This window comes from Janthinobacterium sp. CG_23.4, from assembly GCF_029892305.1.
GTDB classification, from domain to species: domain Bacteria; phylum Pseudomonadota; class Gammaproteobacteria; order Burkholderiales; family Burkholderiaceae_D; genus Janthinobacterium; species Janthinobacterium lividum_D.
Map to the genome: position 1 here is coordinate 1,967,021 of NZ_JARXUX010000001.1, position 19,978 is coordinate 1,986,998.

23 protein-coding genes are annotated in these 19,978 nt (G+C 61.4%); 4 read left to right on the top strand and 19 right to left on the bottom strand.

The window, feature by feature from the left end; genetic code table 11:
- Positions 1 to 36 precede the first annotated feature (36 nt).
- The gene (locus H4V96_RS08930) at positions 37 to 930 is read left to right on the top strand and encodes a LysR family transcriptional regulator (RefSeq protein ID WP_196855485.1); all 894 of its coding nucleotides are present in this window, start codon (positions 37 to 39) and stop codon (positions 928 to 930) included.
- On the opposite strand, the gene H4V96_RS08935 is transcribed toward H4V96_RS08930, so the two are convergent.
- Positions 894 to 1,373: a PACE efflux transporter gene (locus H4V96_RS08935; protein ID WP_196855484.1), complete on the bottom strand. Its 480-nt coding sequence runs from the start codon at positions 1,371 to 1,373 to the stop codon at positions 894 to 896. The two genes, H4V96_RS08930 and H4V96_RS08935, sit on opposite strands and share 37 nt — an antisense overlap.
- Before the next feature lie 182 nt (positions 1,374 to 1,555).
- Between H4V96_RS08935 and H4V96_RS08940 the strand changes: the two genes are divergently transcribed.
- On the top strand, positions 1,556 to 2,026 hold the full coding sequence (locus H4V96_RS08940) for a hypothetical protein (RefSeq protein ID WP_280720876.1): 471 nt from the start codon (positions 1,556 to 1,558) through the stop codon (positions 2,024 to 2,026).
- Between the two features lie 378 nt (positions 2,027 to 2,404).
- On the top strand, positions 2,405 to 4,582 hold the full coding sequence (locus tag H4V96_RS08945) for an EAL domain-containing protein (RefSeq protein WP_280720877.1): 2,178 nt from the start codon (positions 2,405 to 2,407) through the stop codon (positions 4,580 to 4,582).
- Positions 4,583 to 4,840: 258 nt separating this feature from the next.
- On the opposite strand, the gene H4V96_RS08950 is transcribed toward H4V96_RS08945, so the two are convergent.
- The 12 genes from H4V96_RS08950 to flgB form a co-directional block, all read right to left on the bottom strand.
- A complete protein-coding gene (locus H4V96_RS08950; protein WP_196855483.1) occupies positions 4,841 to 5,890 on the bottom strand; it encodes a hypothetical protein in 1,050 nt (349 codons plus the stop codon).
- A gap of 5 nt (positions 5,891 to 5,895) precedes the next feature.
- On the bottom strand, positions 5,896 to 6,807 hold the full coding sequence (gene flgL / locus H4V96_RS08955; RefSeq protein WP_280720878.1) for a flagellar hook-associated protein FlgL: 912 nt from the start codon (positions 6,805 to 6,807) through the stop codon (positions 5,896 to 5,898).
- Positions 6,808 to 6,817: 10 nt separating this feature from the next.
- Positions 6,818 to 8,179, bottom strand: a complete 1,362-nt coding sequence (gene flgK / locus H4V96_RS08960) for a flagellar hook-associated protein FlgK (protein ID WP_196855481.1) — start codon at positions 8,177 to 8,179, stop codon at positions 6,818 to 6,820.
- Between the two features lie 78 nt (positions 8,180 to 8,257).
- Positions 8,258 to 8,647 (bottom strand): rod-binding protein, encoded by a 390-nt coding sequence (locus H4V96_RS08965; RefSeq protein WP_010397406.1) that lies wholly within the window; start codon positions 8,645 to 8,647, stop codon positions 8,258 to 8,260.
- Between the two features lie 24 nt (positions 8,648 to 8,671).
- Complete coding sequence (locus tag H4V96_RS08970; protein WP_196855480.1) at positions 8,672 to 9,784, bottom strand: flagellar basal body P-ring protein FlgI; 1,113 nt, start codon at positions 9,782 to 9,784, stop codon at positions 8,672 to 8,674.
- A 9-nt stretch (positions 9,785 to 9,793) separates the two neighbouring features.
- Positions 9,794 to 10,468 (bottom strand): flagellar basal body L-ring protein FlgH, encoded by a 675-nt coding sequence (gene flgH, locus H4V96_RS08975; RefSeq protein WP_010397412.1) that lies wholly within the window; start codon positions 10,466 to 10,468, stop codon positions 9,794 to 9,796.
- Entirely contained in the window at positions 10,468 to 11,253 is a 786-nt protein-coding gene (flgG, locus tag H4V96_RS08980) for a flagellar basal-body rod protein FlgG (protein WP_010397413.1), read from the bottom strand. Before flgG ends, flgH begins: the two co-directional genes overlap by 1 nt.
- 161 nt (positions 11,254 to 11,414) lie before the next feature.
- Positions 11,415 to 12,143 carry a flagellar basal-body rod protein FlgF gene (gene flgF, locus H4V96_RS08985; RefSeq protein WP_196855479.1) on the bottom strand — a complete coding sequence of 243 codons (729 nt, stop codon included), beginning with the start codon at positions 12,141 to 12,143 and terminating at the stop codon, positions 11,415 to 11,417.
- A gap of 25 nt (positions 12,144 to 12,168) precedes the next feature.
- A complete protein-coding gene (locus H4V96_RS08990; RefSeq protein ID WP_196855478.1) occupies positions 12,169 to 13,347 on the bottom strand; it encodes a flagellar hook-basal body complex protein in 1,179 nt (392 codons plus the stop codon).
- Positions 13,348 to 13,403: 56 nt separating this feature from the next.
- Positions 13,404 to 14,057 (bottom strand): flagellar hook capping FlgD N-terminal domain-containing protein, encoded by a 654-nt coding sequence (locus H4V96_RS08995; RefSeq protein ID WP_196855477.1) that lies wholly within the window; start codon positions 14,055 to 14,057, stop codon positions 13,404 to 13,406.
- Between the two features lie 3 nt (positions 14,058 to 14,060).
- Entirely contained in the window at positions 14,061 to 14,477 is a 417-nt protein-coding gene (flgC, locus tag H4V96_RS09000) for a flagellar basal body rod protein FlgC (protein WP_010397423.1), read from the bottom strand.
- Positions 14,478 to 14,485: 8 nt separating this feature from the next.
- Positions 14,486 to 14,848 (bottom strand): flagellar basal body rod protein FlgB, encoded by a 363-nt coding sequence (flgB, locus tag H4V96_RS09005; protein WP_029496348.1) that lies wholly within the window; start codon positions 14,846 to 14,848, stop codon positions 14,486 to 14,488.
- Between the two features lie 249 nt (positions 14,849 to 15,097).
- Here flgB and flgA point away from each other — a divergent pair, with 249 nt between their 5' ends.
- The gene (gene flgA / locus H4V96_RS09010) at positions 15,098 to 15,745 is read left to right on the top strand and encodes a flagellar basal body P-ring formation chaperone FlgA (RefSeq protein ID WP_196855476.1); all 648 of its coding nucleotides are present in this window, start codon (positions 15,098 to 15,100) and stop codon (positions 15,743 to 15,745) included.
- Positions 15,746 to 15,768: 23 nt separating this feature from the next.
- On the opposite strand, the gene H4V96_RS09015 is transcribed toward flgA, so the two are convergent.
- The 6 genes from H4V96_RS09015 to H4V96_RS09040 form a co-directional block, all read right to left on the bottom strand.
- On the bottom strand, positions 15,769 to 16,521 hold the full coding sequence (locus H4V96_RS09015; RefSeq protein WP_010397429.1) for a glucosaminidase domain-containing protein: 753 nt from the start codon (positions 16,519 to 16,521) through the stop codon (positions 15,769 to 15,771).
- A complete protein-coding gene (flgN, locus tag H4V96_RS09020) occupies positions 16,508 to 16,948 on the bottom strand; it encodes a flagellar export chaperone FlgN (protein WP_196855475.1) in 441 nt (146 codons plus the stop codon). Before flgN ends, H4V96_RS09015 begins: the two co-directional genes overlap by 14 nt.
- A complete protein-coding gene (gene flgM, locus H4V96_RS09025; protein ID WP_196855474.1) occupies positions 16,945 to 17,235 on the bottom strand; it encodes a flagellar biosynthesis anti-sigma factor FlgM in 291 nt (96 codons plus the stop codon). Before flgM ends, flgN begins: the two co-directional genes overlap by 4 nt.
- Before the next feature lie 16 nt (positions 17,236 to 17,251).
- A complete protein-coding gene (locus H4V96_RS09030) occupies positions 17,252 to 18,313 on the bottom strand; it encodes a flagellar motor protein MotB (protein WP_196855473.1) in 1,062 nt (353 codons plus the stop codon).
- Positions 18,240 to 19,154: a flagellar motor stator protein MotA gene (gene motA / locus H4V96_RS09035; RefSeq protein ID WP_196855472.1), complete on the bottom strand. Its 915-nt coding sequence runs from the start codon at positions 19,152 to 19,154 to the stop codon at positions 18,240 to 18,242. The genes H4V96_RS09030 and motA overlap by 74 nt, the downstream gene beginning before the upstream one ends.
- A 79-nt stretch (positions 19,155 to 19,233) precedes the next feature.
- On the bottom strand, positions 19,234 to 19,977 hold the full coding sequence (locus H4V96_RS09040) for a FliA/WhiG family RNA polymerase sigma factor (protein ID WP_196855471.1): 744 nt from the start codon (positions 19,975 to 19,977) through the stop codon (positions 19,234 to 19,236).
- Position 19,978: the final 1 nt, after the last annotated feature.

A 19,978-nucleotide genomic window follows, 5' to 3' on the forward strand; every position in this document is an offset into this window, starting at 1 on the left:
AGCGTCCCATAGTCCGCTTTCGATTTCCCGCCTGCCATGAAACTGTCCAGCCATAACATCGAACTGTTCCTGGCCGTCGTTGATGGCGGCTCGTTTTCGGCCGCCGCGCGCGCCTTGCGGCGCGCGCCGTCGGCCGTCAGCATGGCCATCGCCAACATCGAGGCGGAACTGGGGATCGCCCTGTTCGACCGTGGCGCGCGCGAAGCCGTACCCACGCCGGCGGCGATGGCGCTGATGCCCCATGCGCGCCTGATCGCCGAGCAGCTGAAACAGTTGCACCTGCACGTGCAGGAATTGTCGCAGGGATTGGAAAGCCGCATTTCGCTGGGCATTGCGGCCGAGCTCGACCATGCTCCCTTCCTGGCCGCCGTGCGCGCGCTGTCGCAGCGCCATCCGCTGCTCGACATCGAGGTGCTGACGGCGCCGCAAGACGATGTGCTCGACATGCTGCACCGGGGCCGCATCAGCGCCTGTATGGCCTTCGCTGGCGGGCGCATCAATCACAAGGAGCAGTTTCAGTTGGTGGGCAGTGATGCCTTGCTGGCAATTATTTCTACTCAGCATACGCCCAGCGCGGCGGGTCGGCCTTTGTATATTGAGGAATTGGTGAATTTGCGCCAGATCATCGTCGCCAGCCGTGAACTCGACCTGGCCGATGCACGCCCCGTGGTGGGGCTATCCTATTGGCGCACCGACAGTTTGCCGATGGCGCTGGCGATGGTCGAGGCAGGATTGGGGTGGGGCAACTTTGCCGCCTCGGCTATCGAGCATTCACTGGCGGCCGGGCGGGTGCGCCGCGTGGCGTTCAAGAATACCGGCAATGGCCTGGTCGTGCCCATCCACCTGGTGTGGATGAAGGACCGGCCGCTGGGCATGGCGGCGCGGTCCTTTCTTCAGTTGCTGAGCGAGGTGCCGGCAGCGGCTTCCTGAAATGCGCCTGGTTCTTGCTTCGGCTGTTGCGCCGACAGTGGCACGCCGAACAGGCCATCGAAGAAATAGTTGAAGATGAAGCTGTAGCACGGGATGATCAGCATCAACGCGAAGTCCAGCACGAAGGCTTGCCACAGGCTGATGTCGAGCCACCAGGCGATCAGCGGGATCAGGTAGATGACGAGCGTGATCTGGAAGCCGATCGCGTGCAGGATGCGGCGCCAGACGGTGCGCGTGCGCGACACTTGGCGCATTTCCCAGTATTCGAAGGCCGTGTTGTAGAGCAGGTTCCAGATCACGGCGACGCTGGTGATCATGATGGCCAGCGGACCCGTGCTGGTGGGCGATGCGCCCGAAAGCAGCGTCAGCCAAGCCGTGGAAATGGCCATGCCGATGATTTCAAAGGCGGTGACGTAGACGATTTTGCGTTTGATGCCTTGCATGTAAAGCCTGTAAAGAAGAGATGGCAGCCATCTTAAGTCAGGTATGCTGATACTAAAAGTTGATAGCTATCAGTTATTCTGATATGTGTGCGCCAACGATACCGGGCTGGCCGTGAACCGTGGATAATGGCGGCTGGCGGGCAACCGGTCCCGCCGCATCACCGCAGAAAAGGTTAACGAGCATGCAAGGCGCAGCAGACAGCAACATCCCCGATACTCCCGATACTCCCGACAGGCCTGACACTCTGGCCAGCACGGCGCAGCGTGCTCGTTTTCGCCCTTGCCCTTGGGAGCACCTGGAAACGCCGTATGACGTGGAAGTGTGGATCGACGAGCATAACCGCAGCATGCAGGACAATATCGGCGCCACGGAAACGGGCGTGGGCATCTGTTTTACCCTCGCCGAAGGGGGCGACATTTATATGCAGACCAGCGCCGATGGCGCCGTCGTGCTCGACGTGAGGCCCGATGCAGCCTGGATCTCGCCCCTCATCAGTGCCGCGACGGGCTGCGCGGCGCCCGATTCGTCGTTGTGGATCTTGCCAGATGATAAGCTGATCCAGCTGATCGTGGGTCTGTCCAGCCTGGTAGCGAGCACCTTGCTGGTGGTAGGCCATGACTTCGGCTTGCGCCGGCGCAGCATGGGCCGCTGACGCGTTTGCATGGCGCGGGTGCACGGCGGCCATGCTGCTTGTCCGGCGCCGCTGTGTGCTACCGGCTCGGTGAAATATGCCATGCCCGCGCCTGCCATTGCCTTTGTCGTACTCTCCGACGAAAAGCCTGCGATGGGCCATGACAAGCGGGACCCGCGCAATATCAGCCTGGTATTGATTTCCCGCCTGCATCTCTGCCCGCGTTTATACGCCAGGTGCTGATCGTGCCCTGCGCTAGCGTATGGCGGCGCACGAACCCTCAGCCGCGGTTGTGGTGAAAGTGGCATACCCGCATGCATTGCTCGACACTGTGCACCGCGCATGCTAGTCTCGTACTGCACCCACCTTGTTGCCAGGGCGGTAGTGCCAAGGACCGCCATGGATACACCACTGCAAGCGCTATCTGCTGCGAATTGTTGTTCGCGTTGCCATGACGGCGCGCTACAGCATGGTGCGCCCCTGCTTGACGATGGCGTCTTCAGCCCGGAGCGGGTGAAAGCTGAACGCGAGCAAGCTTATTTCAACGATTTATACCTGCTGGCGCCCGTCGCCTATGTCGTCTCGGGCCTCGATGGCGTGATCCTGCAAGTCAACCTGGTGGCGGCAGAACTGCTCGGCCTGTCACGCGAACGGCCTGGCCACGTGCTGTTCCGTTCGTATATCCATGAAGCCTTTCGTCACGATTACGCCCAGTTCGTGCAGCGCGTGCTCAATAGCAGCGAGCCCGAGCGCATCCAGCTTCAGCTCCTGTTGCCGTCCCGTCCCGGCGCCGGCGATGCCGGCTTGCCCGTCACCTTGCTCGGTAGTGCCGACCCGAACGGCCAGGCGCTGCGCCTGGTGCTGGAGCAGGCCGAGGGCAAGCTGGCCGCGCTCGAACGCAGCGAGGAGCGCTTCCGGCGCATCGTCCACAGTGCCGTGGAGGGCATTTGGGAAATCGATGCGCAGGCGCTGACCAGCTTTGTCAATCCGAAGATGGCGCAAATGCTGGGCTACCAGATCGAGGATATGCTAGGCCAACCGTTAGCATCGTTCATGGATGACGAGGGACGCGCCATTTTGGAGCGCAACATTGCGTGGCGCCAGGATGGCATTGCCGAACGCCATGAATTCAAGTTCCTGCGGCGTGACGGCAGCACCTTGTGGGCTACGCTGGCCACCAACCCCATCTTCGACGCGTGCGGCACTTACTTCGGTGCGCTGGCGCTGGTGAGCGACATCACGGCGCAACGGGTAGCGTCCGAGCGCATCTGGCGGCAAGCCAATTTTGACCAGCTGACGGGCTTGCCGAACCGCCACATGTTCCTCGACCGGCTGCAGCACGAGGCCTACCATGCCAGGCGCGAAGGTGCTTACCTGGCCCTGCTGTTCATCGACCTGGACCATTTCAAGCAGGTGAATGACCGGCTGGGCCACGAGAAGGGCGACATGCTGCTGCGTCAGGCGGCGCGGCGCATCAGCGAACGCGTGCGCGCCACTGACACGGTAGCGCGCCTGGGTGGCGACGAGTTCACCGTCATCCTGGCCGGTGAGGGGCAGCTCGGTGGCATCGAGTGCGTGCTGCAGGAACTGACGGCGGCGCTGGCCCGGCCTTTCGTGCTCGATGGCGATACGGTGCAAGTGTCGGCCAGCGTGGGCGTGGCGCTGTATCCGTCCGACGGTGAGGATCCGGACAGCTTGCTGCGCCATGCCGACCAGGCCATGTATGCGGCCAAGAGTGCGGGGCGCAATGGTTACAGCTATTTCACGCCGGCCCTGCAGCAGGCGACCGAATTGCGCCGCAGCACGCTGCGCGAGATGCGCCTGGCGCTGGCGCAAGACCAGTTCGAAGTGCATTATCAGCCCATCATCCGCCTCTGCGATGGCGCCATCGAGCGGGCCGAGGCGCTGCTGCGCTGGCGCCATCCGCTGCGCGGGCTGCTGCTACCGGCCGACTTCATCGCGTTTGCCGAGACGAACGGCTTGATCATCGATATCGGCGAGTGGGTTTTTCGCCAGGTTGTGCGCCAGGCGCGGCAGTGGCAAGACGCGCATGGGACCGTGTTGCAGATCAGTATCAACAAGTCAGCCATGGAATTTCGTTGCGACGCCGCGCTGTACCAGGATTGGGGTGGGTACCTGGCGGGCCAGGGCTTGGCGCCGGGTGCCATCATCATCGAAATGACGGAGGCGGTGCTGCTTGACGGGGCGCGCCAGGTGGTCGAGCGCCTGCGCCAGTTCCGCGCCATGGGGCTGGCGTTGGCGCTCGACGATTTCGGCAGCGGCCAGGTATCGCTCGCCTGTCTGAAAACGGCCGATATCGATCTGCTCAAGATCGGCCGTTCCCTGGTCAGCGAATTGGGATGCGATGATGCCAGGCTGGGGCTGGGACTGTGCACGGCGCTCATTGCGCTGGCCCAGCGGCTGGGGCTGAAAGTCGTGGCCGAAGGGGTGGAAACGGCGGCGCAGCGCGATCTGCTGCGCGCTGCCGGCTGCGATTATGCGCAGGGATATTTCTTTTCCCGCGTCCTGCCGGCAGGGCAGATGGCGCGCCTGCTTGCCGCTCAGCCGGCTGCCTGAACGCGCTGCTGCGCCCTGCTGGCCTGGACAGGGACGCAGAACTGGCGTTCATGGCTGCGCAGCCGGGTGTAGCTGAGTAGCGAGGCGGCGGTTTTTATCTCGGGAACTTTGGCGCTCGATGAAGGGGTGCGCTGGCGTATGGGCAATCGGCGACGGGCAATGGCCAATGGGCAGCATCTGCTGCAGTTGCACCGCCCTACGCCAGCGGGCGTGCCCCACCATCGCTGCGCGCGCCAAGGCAGCGCACGCCCGGGGCGCTTATTCTAGTCCCAATAGTGCGACGACGCGCTCACGGCTGATGCCGACGAGCGCCGAGCTGATCGCCAACAGCGATTCATAGCCGGGCTGGCTAGCCTTTTCGGTAAAGTTTTCCGCCAGCGTATCCATGCCGACGCTCACTTGTACAGGTTGGGCGCGGGCTACGCGTCCCGTTGCCTGCGCCAGAGCCAGGCTGACGGAGCTGCGCGCCGCCTGCAACTGTGCCAGCGCCTGCACCACGTGCTGCAAGGTGGCGCGCAAGGCTTCGACGTCACCGGTATGCCATTCTTCCGGGGCGATGGCGGCCGGTTCCGCATCCGTGCGCACACGGCTCATCTGGCCGGTCGGATAGCGGATGCCGTTGCCGCGCACGGACAGGCTGTCGCGCACGTTGGCCCAGCCAGCTTCCGAGGTGCTGAATACCAGCTCGCCATTCTCGCCCAGCTTGACGCCGATACCTGACGGCATGAGTGCGCGGTCGAAGCGCGCGACGATTTCGCTCTCGCTCAGGCCAGGTTCGATATTCACCGAGCGCAGGGCCTGGTTGGCGCCGCCGAGCGAAAACGCCAGCACTTCCTGCGGGCCATCTTGCAGGCTGGCCATGGTCAGGCCGCGGATGCTGAAGTTTTGCTGTGCCGCTTGCGGGCTGGTATAGCTGAGCTGTGCGTCTAGCGTGCCACCCGATGCGCTAGCGCGCTGGCGCCAGGTATTGCTGAACTGGCGCACGCGTGCTTCGACTTGTCCTTCGCGGCCCTGACGCGCGGCCAGCTTGGCCGCCAGCTCGCTTTTCAGCGCCTGCAACTGGCTGCTGCTACGTTCCAGGTAATCGAGTGTTTGCTGCGCGTTGGAAATCTCTCCCTGTAACTGGTGATCCCAGTTGCTCAGGCCGCGCTTCAGGCTTGCCGTCGAACTCCTCGCCGCCGGCGCCTCGCCACGCGTGTTGGCGCTGGCGCTGCCGCTTGTGGCAGCGGACGCGTCATCGATGACGCGGGCTGTGCCGGCGCCTTTGGCGTTGACGCCGGAAGAGGAAGAGGTCTGAACGATTTGCATGATGGTCAGAGAAGATCAAACAGGGAAATGGTACCGACCTTGGCATAGGCCTTGTACGTGGCCTGCAGTGCCGTCTGGTAGCCGTTCAGGTCAATGGCGGCCGCGCCCATGTCGGTCTTTTTCAAATCTGATAATGCCATGTCGTTTGACAGCGAGACGTTGGCCAGGTTGCCCGAGAGTGTGGTGAGAATGTTTTGCGCGCCGCCAAAAATGGCAATCTTGCCTGAGAGTAAATCCATGCCGTCATCGGTGCCATCCAGGGCGTCGCTGACGAGGGTGCGCACAGCAGGGTCGTTAGGGTTGACGCCTGACGTGCTGAGCTTGGCGACGACCTGGTCAATCTTGTTGAGCCACACTTCCAGGTTCTTCACGTCGACGTTGGCCGCCTGCGTCACACCATTGCCCACCACCACGTTCTGCGTGTCGGTATTGCCGACGTAGCTGTAACGCGCGCCGACGGCTGCCGCCGGGTCGTATTTGATGGGCGACTGGTCGGTGGCGGTGCCGGAAAACATGTAGCGGCCCTCCTGGTCCTTCAGGTTGGCCGTATAGAGCACACTGTCGCGCATGGCAGCGAGCGATTGCGTCATCGCATTCAGGTCGTCGGGCGTATTGCTGCCGTCGGCGGCCCACACCAGCAGGTCGCGCGCCTGGCCCATGTCGGTAACCATACTCGACAGGTAGTTTTCGTTTTTCAGCAGGCGCACTTTTACCGTAGCGATATTGTCCTGGTACTGGGTCACCATGGCTTGCTCGCGCGTCAGGCGCGAAACGCGCACATTGCCGATCGGATCATCCGATGGCAACTGAATGCGCAAGCCAGAGGACATCTGCTGGGTCAGGTAATTGATGCGTTCCTGATTTTGCTGAAGAGAAATATTAATCAGCGATTGGTACTGGCTACTGGCGACACGCATGATTTTCTCCTTAACCCATCATTTGCAAAGTGGCATCAAACAAGCTATTCGCCACGGAAATGACTTTCATGTTTGCCTGGTACATATTCTGGAATTCCACCAGGCTCATCGCTTCCTCGTCCTTGTTCACGCCGCTGGTGGACTTCCAGTCATCGACGGCTTGCGCGCGCACCGTGTTGGCCGTCTTCAGCAGGGCCTGGTTCTGCTGGCTGTAAATGGCCAGCTTGCCGACGAGTTGCGTGTCGGCATCGCTCATCAGGACAGAGCCGACCCAGCTGACGCCGATAGGCTGATTCTTGATATCGATCAATTTCTGCAAGTTGCCGCTGTCGCCAGCGGCACCCGTCAGTGACAGGGCCAGGTCCCTGGCGTTGAAGCCGGGAGTAATGCCCAGCTTGCCATTCGCGTACGTCAGCAGAGGGCCGCCGGCGCTGCCGCTCATGGTTTGGCCCAGCGCCAATTGCGTGTTGACCTTGCTGGTCAACTGCGTGGCCAAATCTTGCAGCGACTGTTGCAGTGGTTTCAGGGTATTTTGCTCGAACTCGCCCAGGCCACCTATCTGGCCGCCGATGGCTACCGAATCGAGGACGTACGAGGACTTGGCGAAATCGAGGGTGAACGTTTGTTGACCCGTCAGCGTCATGCTGCTGCTGAGGGTGCCTGCAATGTTGCCCAGGACCAGTGGCTGGCCTGACTTCAGTGAGACATTGCGCGAGCCATCGGGTTGGTCGAGCACTTCGATGCCCATTTGCGAGGCCAGGCCGTCGATCAGCTGGTCACGCGCATCCATGAGCGACGACACATTCGTGCCCGACGCAGCCGAGGTGCTGATGCGCTGGTTCAGCGCGGCGATGTTGGCCAGCGTGGTATTGGCTTGCGGCATGATCGCTGCGCGTTGCTGCTGCACCGACAGCAGCTGGTTGCTCATGACGTTGCTGATGCTGTTGAAGCGCTGTGCCATGGCGTCGGCGGAGGTGACGATTTGCTGTCGCAGCGGCGTCGATGTCGGGTCGACTGCCGAGGCGTTAAGGGCGGCGAAAAAGCCGTCGATGCCATTGCTGATGCTGGAGATGTCGTCACCCATCACGCGCTCGAGCTGCGTCACGTAAGGCTGCGTTTGCGAGCGGGAACCCTGGTCAGACGCGGCGCGCCACATTTGCTGACTTTTATACGCATCGGCAAAGCGCAGCAGGGCCGATACTTCCACGCCATTGCCGGCCGAGCGCACGCCTGCGCCCGCGCCCAGCGAGGACAGCAGAACGCCCTGGCGGGTATAGCCGGGCGTTTGCAGGTTGGCGATGTTCTGGCTGGCAGCATTGAGTGCGGCCTGGGAGGCGAGGCTGCCTGACAATGCATTGCTAATGATGCTCATTGGGCAATTTTCTTTCGTGAAAGTGGCGCGTGCATGATGGCAGGCAATGAATCGTTGTTACCTTGTACAGGCGACGCTTCAGACAGATTTATTAAGCGGCGCTGCAATATTGTCGCTCTTGACAGGGATGTTGGCTGCCACTGGCGCGCTGGCCTTTGGCAGCAACTGACGCAGGATCGCGTCGGCGATGCCAAAGGCGCGCTGGCCGGCCATCTTGTCAGCGACCAGGTTGTCGGCCATTTCCAGCATGTCGCTGTTGATGGGGTCCTTGAAGACGCTGTCCTCGCCTGCCATCTCGCGCGTGCCCGAGCGCATCTGGCGCAGCATGTGCGAGATGAAGAAGGCTTCGAACTTGATCGCCGCCTCGGTAGCCTTGGCCGCGTAGCGCGGATCGGCCGGCGTGGCGGCCGAAATGCTCTTGTCGTCCAGCGCCGAAGGCAGGGCGCTGCTGCTGTCGTATATATTCATGTCGATTCAGCTTTCAGTGTCAGCTTAGATAACCACCAGCTCACCCTCGATCGCCCCGGCCTGGTCCAGGGCTTGCAAGATTGCCATGACGTCATCGGGCGAAGCACCCAGGCTGTTGACGACGTCGATGATAGATTGCAGCTTGGCGCCGGCCGGCCATTTGAACATATTGCCGTTGCCCTGGTCGACCGAGACCTTCGACTGCGGCGTGACGGTGGTCTGGCCACCACTGAACGGCGCTGGCTGGCTGACGTTGGAACTTTCAGAAATGACGACCTTGAGCGAGCCGTGCGTGACGGCGGCCGCCTTCACGCGCAAGCCTTCGGCGATGACAACGGTGCCAGTGCGCGAATTGAAGACCACTTTCGGCGTGTCGACGCCGACTTCGACGCTCAGCGCTTCCAGTTTTGCCATGAAAGCCACGCGCTGGGTCGGGTTTTCCGGTGCCAGCACGTCCACGCTGGTAGCGTCGCGCGTGGTGGCGACGGCACCGAAGCGGCGGTTTACCGCTTCGACGATATTGATGGCCGTCTCGAAATGCGGGTGGCGCAGATTCAGGGTGACGGAAGGCTTGGTGGCAAAGTCGCTGATGATCTCGCGCTCGATGTTGGCGCCATTGGGAATGCGGCCCGAGGTGGGCGTATTGACGGTGACGGACGAGCCGCTCTTGCCGGTGGCATTCAAACCGCCAACGACGACGTTGCCTTGCGCCAGCGCATACGTTTCATTGTCGGCTGCACGTAATTGCGTCAGCAGCAAGGTGCCACCGCGCAAGCTTTTCGCGTCGCCCAGGGACGAGACAGTGACATCGATGGCCTGGCCACGGCGGTATCCTGGTGGAAACACGGCACTGACCATGACGGTGGCGACGTTCTTGCTTTTCGCTTCGGCGCCGTCCGGCATCTTCACGCCGAATTGTTTGAGCATGTTGACCACGGACTGGCTGGAAAACTTCACCTGGGTGGTGTCGCCACTGCCGTTCAGGCCCACCACGAGGCCATAGCCGACCAGCGGGTTGTCGCGCACGCCCTCGATGCTGACCAGGTTGCGCAGCACTTGCGCAGCGCTGGCGGGCAGGGCAAAGCCGGAGAACACGGCCAGCATGGCTGCCAGGGGCAGGACGGAGCGAAATTTCATGAGGTCACCTTAAAACGGCATCCATGGGCCGACGAAAAAGCGCGTCAGCCAGCCTGGTGTATTGGCATCGGCCAGAGTACCCTGGCCGGAATAGACGATCTGAGCATTAGCGATGCGCAAGGACGAAACCTGGTTGTTGGAATCGATGTCAGCGGCGCGCAGGTAGCCGCGCAGGCGCACGAATTCCTCGCCCTGGTTCAGGGTCAGCGTTTTTTCGCCCTGCACGCGCAGCAAACCGTTCGGCAGCACTTCCTGCACGATCACGGTGATGGCGCCGGACAGCGCATTTTGTTGCGTGCTGGTCGAGTCGCCGGCGAAGTTGCGGTCTGCCGACAGGTCGACACCCGTCTTGGGCAGAGTCTTGCCGAGGATATTGGCCGCCTTCACGCCGACGGACGAACCCTTGTTGAACGAAGTGCCCGCTTTTTTGCTCGCCTGCGTGGTCTCTTGCAGGGCCACCGTGACGACGTCGCCGACGCGGAAGGCGCGGCTATCCGAAATCAGGTCCATGCCTGCGTCAGGATTGAAGACGCCGCCGCCTACGCCGCCGCGCACCGTGCTGCGCGGCGCCACGGGCAGCGGCGTGTCGAAAAAGCTCGGCGCCACCGGCGCGACAGGCTGGCTGGCGCAACCGGCCATCAGCACCAGCAGCAAGGCCGCCGTGGCGTGCATGGCGAACTTCATCAGCGCGCCGCTTGCGCCAGGTATTGCAGCATATTGTCGGCAGCCGACAGCACCTTGGTGTTCATTTCATAGGTGCGCTGGGCAGCGATCATGTCGACCATCTCTTCGACTACCTGCACGTTCGAGCCTTCCAGCGCAAACTGTTTCAGCTTGCCCAGTGCGCCATCGCCGGGACGGCCTTCCGTCGGCGTACCGCTCGATGCCGTTTCCTGGAACAGGTTTTCACCGAGTGCCAGCAAGCCGGTCGGGTTGACAAAGCTGGTCAGGGTGAGTTGGCCCAGCTGGGTGCCGTTGACATTGCCCGGCACGCTGGCCGTGACCACGCCATTTTCGCCGATGGTGATCGTGGCACCGTTCGGCACCGTGATCTGCGGCACTAGCGGCAAGCCTTGGGCGTTGACCATGACGCCGTTTTCATTGATGCCCAGCTGGCCGGCGCGCGTGTAGGCAGCTTCGCCATTTGGGCGCAGCACTTGCAAAAAGCCGTTGCCGGTGATGGCGACGTCGAATTCGCGGCTCGTCGTTTGCAGGCTGCCGGTGGTAAACACCTTTTGCGTGCCCACCATGTGGGTACCGTTACCCAACTGTACGCCAGAAGGCGACAGCGTGTTGTCGGCGCGCTGCGTGCCCGGTTGCTGCTCGATCTGGTAAAACAGGTCTTCAAAGACGACGCGGTCGCGCTTGAAGCCTACCGTATTGACGTTGGCCAGGTTATTCGCGATAGCTTGCAGTTTGGCATCTTGTGCCTGCACGCCGGTCTTGCTGATCCACATTGCTGGATTCATGCTTTACTCCTTGAATTCGTTTGTTTTTTGTTGGGTGAAAAATGCTTGACAGAAGCGTAGCGAGCGGCCGCGAGTTGTGGTCGAGAAGCGCAACTGTGCTTGAGCACAGTGAGCATCGCAGGCCGCAAATCGCAACGCGCAGTAGCTTATGTCATGCATTCTTATGCGCCCAGCAGGCGGTTGCCGGATTCCGTCATGGAATCACTGGCCTTGAATACTTTCATCTGCATCTCGAAACTGCGGTTCAGGCTCATGGTGGCAACCATTTCCTCGACGGCCGAGACGTTGCTGCCTTCGAGGTGACGCTCGCGCAGGCGCACCGTCGGATCAGCCTGCAAGTCTTCGCCGCTGCGCGCCACGATCAGGCCCGCCTCGTTCTTGGTCAGCTCGCCCGCTTCGGCGTTGACCAGCTTGAGCTTGTCGACAGTTTGCATCTGCGCAGTACCCGGCACCTGGATGGAAATCGTGCCATCGACGCCGATCGACAGGCTGGTATGCTCGGGAATCGTGATGGGACCGCCTTCGCCCAGCACTGGCCGGCCATTCAGGGTCAGCGCGCCCGTTTCATCGAGGTTCATGGCGCCGGCGCGCGTGTAGGCTTCGCCGTTTTGCCACTGCACCGCGAGAAAACCGTTGCCTGTGATGGCCACGTCGAGATCGCGTCCCGTTTCCCTGATGTCGCCCATGCGCGTAGTGATGGCGCTCGACTGGGTCTGCGTCATGTGGCGGTCGTCGTAGCCATAGCCTTTTTGCAGCGGCTGGGCCGTCGACACTTCCAGGTTGGCGCGAAAGCCGCCCGTCTCGATGTTGGCCAGGTTGTTGGCGTGTACCTGCTGTGCCCGCAGGGCGCGGTCGGCCCCGCTCATGGCGGTATAAATCAGCGCATCCATTGCTCTACCCTTTGCGTATGGTCGATTACAGCGCTTGCATCAGCGATTGCAGCATCGCGTTCTCGGTCGAGATGACCTTCGAGTTCGCTTGGTAGTTACGCTGCGACGTCATCAGACCCACCAGTTCGGAGGTGATGTCGACGTTCGACTGTTCCAGCGAGCTCGTTACCAGTTTGCCGGCCATGCCTGCACCCGGACGGTCATAGATGGCGGTGCCCGATGTGGTCGAGGCGACCCAGCTAGTATCGTTCACAGCAGTCAATGCGCCTTCGTCGGGGAAGGTGGCCAGGGCAATCACGCCGATGCTTTGCTTTTGACCGTTCGTGTATTTCGCCACGACGGAGCCGTCGTCGGCCAGTTCCACGCCCGTATAGGTGCCCGAAGCATAGCCGTCGGCGCGGTCGGTCGAGGTGGTCGCTTCGCCGGCGAACTGGGTCGTGCCCGTGTAGTCGATGGCAACGGCCATCGCCGCCGCGCCCGCTGGCGTCGGCAACACTGGCGCGGCAGACGTGCCGTTGACCAGCTTACCGTTCACATCGAAGGTCATGTTCGTCACCGTCGCCACAGTGGCGTTGTCGAAGGTGTAATGCACGTCCACGCCCGCTGCCGTTTTGACGAAGTACTGGCCCAGCGAATGCTTGGTGCCCAGCGAATCGTAGACGATCGAGGACTTGGCGCTGTTGTAGCTCAGTTCATTGTTCTTGTCGAAAGGAGGCGTTTTGACGGTCCATTCAGCCGACAGGTTGGCGGCGTACGCCAGCTTGGTCGTTGCCACGGCGGGAATCTGGCCCGTCGGAATGAGCATATCGCCCATGGTGCCCAGGGCGCTACTGCCTTTGACTGCTGCATAGCCTTGCACCAGGCGCCCGTTCGAGTCGATCAGCTTGCCCTCGCTGCTGGCCGAGAAGATGCCAACGCGGCTGTAGCTCATGGTGTTTTGCGCATCGCGGGCGACGAAGTAGCCACGTCCGTCGATGGCAGCGTCGAGCGCGCGGCCTGTGTTGAGTACGCCGCCATTGAGCGACATGCTTTGCGTGATCGAACCAATTTCCGTCCCCGTGGCGCGCGAACCGGCGTACATGGCCGAAAAATTGGCGCGGCTGCTCTTGAAGCCGTAGGTGCCGGCATTGGCGATATTGTTACTGGTGCTGTTCAACTGTTGGTTGATGGATTGGATACCGGACAGGGCGATGTCGAAACTCATGTTGACTTCCTTTAATGAAGGAGGAGATTAATGTTCAAGAAACGAAGGGGAGCCGATCAGGCCGTCTTGCCGTTAAAGCCGGTGATCGCACCAGGGTTGACTTCGCCCAGGTTCGACACGTTCAAAATCATGTTGCCGCCGGACGACAGGCGCACGCTGTTGAGCTTGCCGGCGATGTCGACCGATGGCTTTTCGGTGCCATTGGTGCTAACGGCTATGCTGTAGGTGCCAGCAGGCAAGCCCAGGGCCACGGGATCGATGGTGAAGGGCACGTTGCCGGCCCCCTTGGCGCCCAGTTCGATCTTGTACTGCTTGTCGTCGTTGCCCTTCAGGGTCACGGTGGTCTTGGTGGTGCCGGCGGCCAGTGCAATGCTGCCGCTGACCTTGCTCTGGTCTAGCTGCACCGTTTCGCTGTTGACCATCACTTCGGAGCCCACTTGCGCGCCCAGTGCCAGCACTTGCATCGATTGCAGCACGCTGGCATTGGCGCTGGTCAGCGCCGACAGGTTTTGCATCGCTTCCGTTTGCGCCTGCTGCGTCAATTGATTGACGAACTGGCTCGGATCGGTCGGCGCGAGGGGATCTTGGTTCTTGATTTGCGCGACCAGCAATTTGGTGAACATGTCCTGGGTGGCATTGACCTGCGATTTGACGGCATTGCTGCCGCTGTTGCTGCCACTGCTGTTATTTGTAAAGAGATTGGTTTCCATGGATTATGCTTCACCTAATTTGAGGAGCGATTGCTGCATCGATTTGATGCGGCCCAGAACTTCGACATTGGTTTCAAACGCGCGCGAAGCAGACATCATGTCGGTCATTTCGGCTACCTGATTGACGTTGGGGTAGAACACCATGCCATCGGCATTGGCCATTGGATGGCCCGGTTCATATACCTTGCGCAATGGTTCATCGCTTTGCACCACGTCGAGCACCTGTACGCGCCCGCCGGCGCCGCTGGAACCGGGGCCATCCATGACGGCCGCAAACACGGGTTTGCGCGCGCGGTAGGTTTCACCTTCGGAACCGGCAACCGAATCGGCATTGGCCAGGTTGCTGGCGATGGTATTGAGGCGCACAGTTTGCGCTGCCATCGCCGAGCCGGCGATCTTGGAGATATCCTGGAAGCTCATGCTGATCCTTATTGTCCGGAAATGGCCTTGGCCAGACCCTTCAGTTTCATGTTGACGAAAGTGAGGCTGGTCTGGAAGTCGGTGGCATTTTGCGAGAACGCCGCCTGCTCGACGCCGATTTCGACCGTATTGCCGTCGCGGCTGGGGTGGTAGGGTACGCGGTATAAGGCACTGGCATCGTCATCGGTCGACAGCATGCCTGCCTCGTTATCCTGCAACTGCTGCAGCGCGCTGCCGAAATCCATGTCCATGGCCTGGAAGCCGGGCGTATTTTCATTCGCAATATTGGCTGCCAGCACGCGTGTACGGTCGGCACGCAGCGCCAATGCATCCGCGTGCACGCCTAGCGCATCCTTGAAATTAATCCCCATGGTCATCCTTTGTATTGAATTCGATCGTGCTTTTTGCGGTTTTGGCTAGAAATAGGTGGTGCAGAGGTAAAATTCCAGGTTGCTCATGTTGACGCATGGTAAGGTCACGCCGCTCAGTATCTTTGATTAAGGTTAGCAATGATTCATTTCAACAACATTACCGTGATCCGAACGGTGCTAGGTCCTCGCATACTGATTTCGGGCCTATTTTTAGTGACCAGCCTATATAGTAGTGCAGGTCGGGCAGAATTGCCAGCCGACAATATATTTTCGCGTGTCGAACAGTTGGCGCGCGTGCAATTGGCGCAACAGGCAGCCAAGGCAGGATTGCTGGAACCGCAGTTTGAAGTGGCTGTGGTAAAAAGCACACGCCCGGTGCCCGATTGCGCCACGCCTGTCGCGCTGGAAACGGCGGACAGCCGTTCGGCGCAGCGCATGCGCTTTGTGGCGGTATGTCCCGGAAGCAACGGTTGGCGGTACGAAATGTTGGCGCGCGGCAGCATTACGGCCCAGGTTGCCGTCAGCAGCGTATCCATCACGGCCAATACGCCGTTGCAGGCGGGCGACGTGACGATGGCGCGGCGCGACGTGACAATGGTGCCGGACAGTATTTCTTCCTTGTCCGGCGCTGTCGGCCTGTCGAGCCGGCGCAGCTTGCGCGCCGGTGAAGTGCTGCGCCAGGCGCAGTTAGCTGCGCCCATGCTGATCAAGCGGGGCAGTGAGGTCAATATCGTGGCACGCAAGGAGCAGGTGGAAGTGAGCGTGGCCGGTGTAGCGATGGAGCCGGGCGCGTTGGGCGCGGTGATTCGCGTGCGCAACGCCACCAGCGGCACGGTGATACGTGCCAGGGTGGTCGATGCGGGGGTGGTGGAACCGGCCGATATTGCCGGCCGTTAATCGTTTAAAGATCAGTTAAAAGATCAGTCTGCGAGCGCGGTGCGCTGCAAGCGCGCCGCCAACTGCGTCAGTTTGGCAGCGTAGTTGGGGTCGGTGGCATAGCCGCCGCGCGCCAGGCCTTGCGCGAAGGCACCCGCGTCGGCACCCGTGTTGAGGGCGGCGCGGTAGCGCGGATTGTCGAGTAACACCTGCGCATAGTCGCGAAAAGCGCTCGCCTGGTCCGGGTAGCTGCGGAAACGCTCGGTTTTCTTCAGCGCCGTGCCACTGCCTGCCTCGTATTCGGTGGTGACATTGCTGGCCACGTCACCCTGCCATTTGCCGCCGGCCTTGATGCCGAACAGATTATTCGTGTCCGCTCCCGTGCTTTGGCGCAGCAGATGCTGGCCCCAGCCCGATTCCAGGGCGGCGTGGGCGGCGACAATTTCCGGTGCCACACCGAGGCGCGCGCCTGTTTCTTCCGTCCACGGCTTGATCGAGGCGAGAAACTGCTGCTGTACTTCGCCGATTTCGCCGCCCTGATTGATACTGCCAAGTACATTCACGGGCTGGCTCTGTTCCAGGTAGGCGCGTCCTTGCGGGCTCAGGCTGGTGGCGTTGCCGCCGCCCTGTTCGATAAAGCGGGCCACCTCGCCCTGAACTTGCTGGAACACGCTGCTGTAGCTGCCGGCGGAGCTGGTAGCGTCGGTGGCGCGCATATTGCTTTGCACGGCATGCGTTGACGTCGTCGATGATGTCGCCGTCGTGGCGCGGGTAGTCATGAAATCAGGCTGGCGCATAGGTATCTTCCTCGCCATGCAGCACGCGCTGCATGATGCTGTACTGCTGTGTCAATAAATCACTGTTGCGGGTATTCAGGCGCTTGCATTCAAGTACCATCTGCTCGAGCGCGACCCACTCGGCCTCGGCCTTGCTACGCGCTTCTTCTTGCAACAACGCAAACAATTGCGCCATATCGCCTTGCGGGCCCAAGAGGGCAGTGACCAGGCTGACGCGCTGGCGGCGGCGCGCATCGAGCGGTTCGACGGCAGCGATGACCCGGTCGGCCAGCGCCGTCAGCGCGGTGCTTTGGTGGTGCAAGGTGGCCTGAAATTGTTCTTCTAGTAATGCTTGCAGGGCGGCATAGCCGACGCTGTCGTCAGTCATGCCTTGCAGCACGCGGCGCATGGCTTCCTGACGCGTGATGCCCTTGCGTGGCGCGGTCACGACTCACCGCCGTGGAAACGCTGGATCAGGCCTGCCAGTTTCGATGGATCGAACGGCAATTCACCTTTGGCCAGCGCATCGCGCAGCATCGCCACGCGCTCGTGATCCATCTCGGGCATGGCGCGCAGGGCGGCCATGGCCGGTTGCAGCACCGCCGATTGCAAGGCCGCACCGGCCGAAGAGCCACCCATGGCGCCGGCGGCGCCTGCGTTCTCGACGATTGCCTCGGCTGGCGCGATGGCGCTGCTGCTGACGGCAACGCCGCTATTGCCCGAGGATATCTTCATACGTTGCCCCTTGCCCTTAATTTGCATGCTCATCGCGCTCCTTCTTTGCGGGCAGGCCGAGTTTTTCGCGCAGGCGCTGCAAGGTTCCCGAATCCGCTTCATCCACTTGCAGCTCTTCGCCTTGCGCCTTTTGCCCGCCGATGCCGAACATGGCAGCGATGCTGTCGGCCTGGCCCCGCGTCAATATTAACAGTTCGATGCGCCGGTTGATGCCGGCGCTGGCATTTTTCACGTCCAGCGGCGCGCGGTCGGCCATGCCGACCACTTGCAGCACGCTGTCCGGACTCATGCTGCCGATCAACAATTGCGCGCGCGCCGACATGGCGCGGTTGGCCGACAGGGTCCAGTTTGAATAACCTTCATAGCCGTTATTGGCGTATTTCAGCGAATCGGTATGGCCGACGATCAGCATCTGGTTCTCCATCTGGGCGAAGACCGGTCCCATCTGGCGCAGCAGTTTGCGGAAGCGGTCGGTCGGCACGGGGCTGCCACGCACGAACATGCCTTGCTTGTCCGTATCGTGCAACATGACGCGCAAGCCGTAAGGCGTGATCACCGATTGCAAGTTGCTCTTCAGTCCAGCTTCCACGCTGAGCTTGTCGAGCGCGCGTGACAGCGATAGCAAGTCTTCCGGCGACTGGTAACTGACCTTGGTCTGGTTCTGCGGCGCCGTGCCGGCCTTGCCATCCTGCGTTTGCTTGCCTTCCGTGCGCGTGTCGCCCATGCCCTTGCGGGGCATGGGGAAACGCTCGATCAGGCTGCCGCGCGGTCCGCCTTTCTGTTCCGGCATGACGCCCTGGCCTTCGCCCTGGCGGCTGCCTGCCGAGGCATCCATCATGATTTCCTTCATCGCTTGCTGTTCGCGCGCTGCAATCAGCCACAGCACCAGGAACAGCGACAGCAAGGCCAGGCAAAAGTCGGCGAACGCTACTTTCCAGGCGCCGCCGTGACCATCGTCATCATGCTTGCGTCCGGCGCGCTTGATGATGGCCTGTTCATGTTTCTCATGCGGCTTTAGCACGGCGGCCTCCCCGGCCTTGGCCTTGCTCTTGTTCGGCGCCGCCATCTTCCAGCGCATTGATCCAGCTTTCCAGCTGGGCAAAGCTTGGTTTGATATTGAGCTGCACCAGGCGCCGGCCCGAGTCGATCGCCAGCAGCGGCGGCTTGCCCGCCACATGGGTCACCAGCACGACTTTCACGCACTCCATGGTCGAACCTTCTTCGCTGACCAGTTGTTTCATCATGTTGCACAGTGGATCGAGCACGCCGTAGCAAAAGAAAATGCCGATAAAGGTGCCGACCATGGCGGCGCCCACTTTCGACGAGATCTCGGCCGCATCCGCGCCGTCGGCCACCGAGTTCATGGCCATCACGATGCCTAGCACAGCGGCCAGAATACCGAAGCCGGGCATGGCTTCGGCGATCTTGTGCAAGGATTTGGACGGTTGCAGCAATTCGTCGTGGATCGCTTCGAGTTCCTGTTCCAGCACGCCTTCGAGTTCATGTGCGTTGATCTTGCCCATCGCCATCAGGCGGAAGTTGTCGACGATAAAAGCCAGCAATTTCGGCTCTTCCAGCACCAGCGGATAGCGCTGGAACAGGGCGCTTTCGCGTGGCGCCTCGACGTGTGCGTCGAGTGCCTTCAGGCCGCCGGCGGCCGTTTGCAGCAGTTCATACATCAGCAGCAGCAACTGGCGCTGGAATTCCGAGCCTTGCTTCTTGTGCGTGACGACCTTGCGTACCTGATGCAGCAGTTCCCCGAGTACATGTTTGGGATTGCCCAGCACCAGGGCGCCAGCGGCGGCACCGACAATGATGACCAGCTCGACCGGATGCCAGATCGCTTGGACGGTGCCGCCCATCAGGGCGAAGCCTCCGAATACACATCCCAACACGATTAAGATACCGATAATTACCATGTTTACTGCCTTTCTGCGTCATTGTGCTGCGTCATTTTGATGGGTTTTGCTGAAACACTGCTGAAATTATTACTGAAACTTAGGCGTCTTGCAGCATGGCTTTCATCTTGCCCAGTGCCGTCTTGTTGAGCTGGCAGACGCGAGCGTCGCTCAGGTCCAGCACGGCGGCAATCTCTTTGTAGCTCAGTTCGAATTCGTAATACATCTGGATCACGCGTTGCTCGCGTTCATCGAGCGCGCGCAGCGCTTGCTCCAGGCTGCGTCGCACCATCAATTGCTCTTCCGGGCTCGGTGCGCTGTCTGCCTGCCCCAGACTCTCCTGTAGTACTTCGTCAAAACTGATGATCAGCTCGGCGTTTTCCGCCAACTGGTATTCCTGGAAGGCTTCCGGCGTGAGCTTCAGGGCGGCCATGATTTCCGCTTCCAGCGGTTCGCGCCCCAGGCGCCGTGTCAGCGCGCGCACACTGTCGCGCAGGCGATGGCTTTCCTGGCGCACGGCGCGCGGGCGCCAGTCCTGGCGCCGCAGTTCATCGAGGATGGCGCCGCGGATGCGCAGGCTGGCATAGCTGCCGAAGGACTGATCCGGCACGCCGTAGCGGCGCAGTGCTTCTAACAGGCCCATCAGGCCTATTTGTTCCATGTCGTCGCGGTCGATGGCGCCCGACACCTGCGAATTGAGCTGGCGCACGATGCGCTTCACCAGAGGCGCATACGCCACCAGATGTTGTTGCTCTTCTGTAACGCTGAGCACGGCCGCGCAAGCGCTGGCGGCAGCGTACTCGCCGGCGCCATACGCTTGCTGGTATTGCTCTGCATAGGCCACG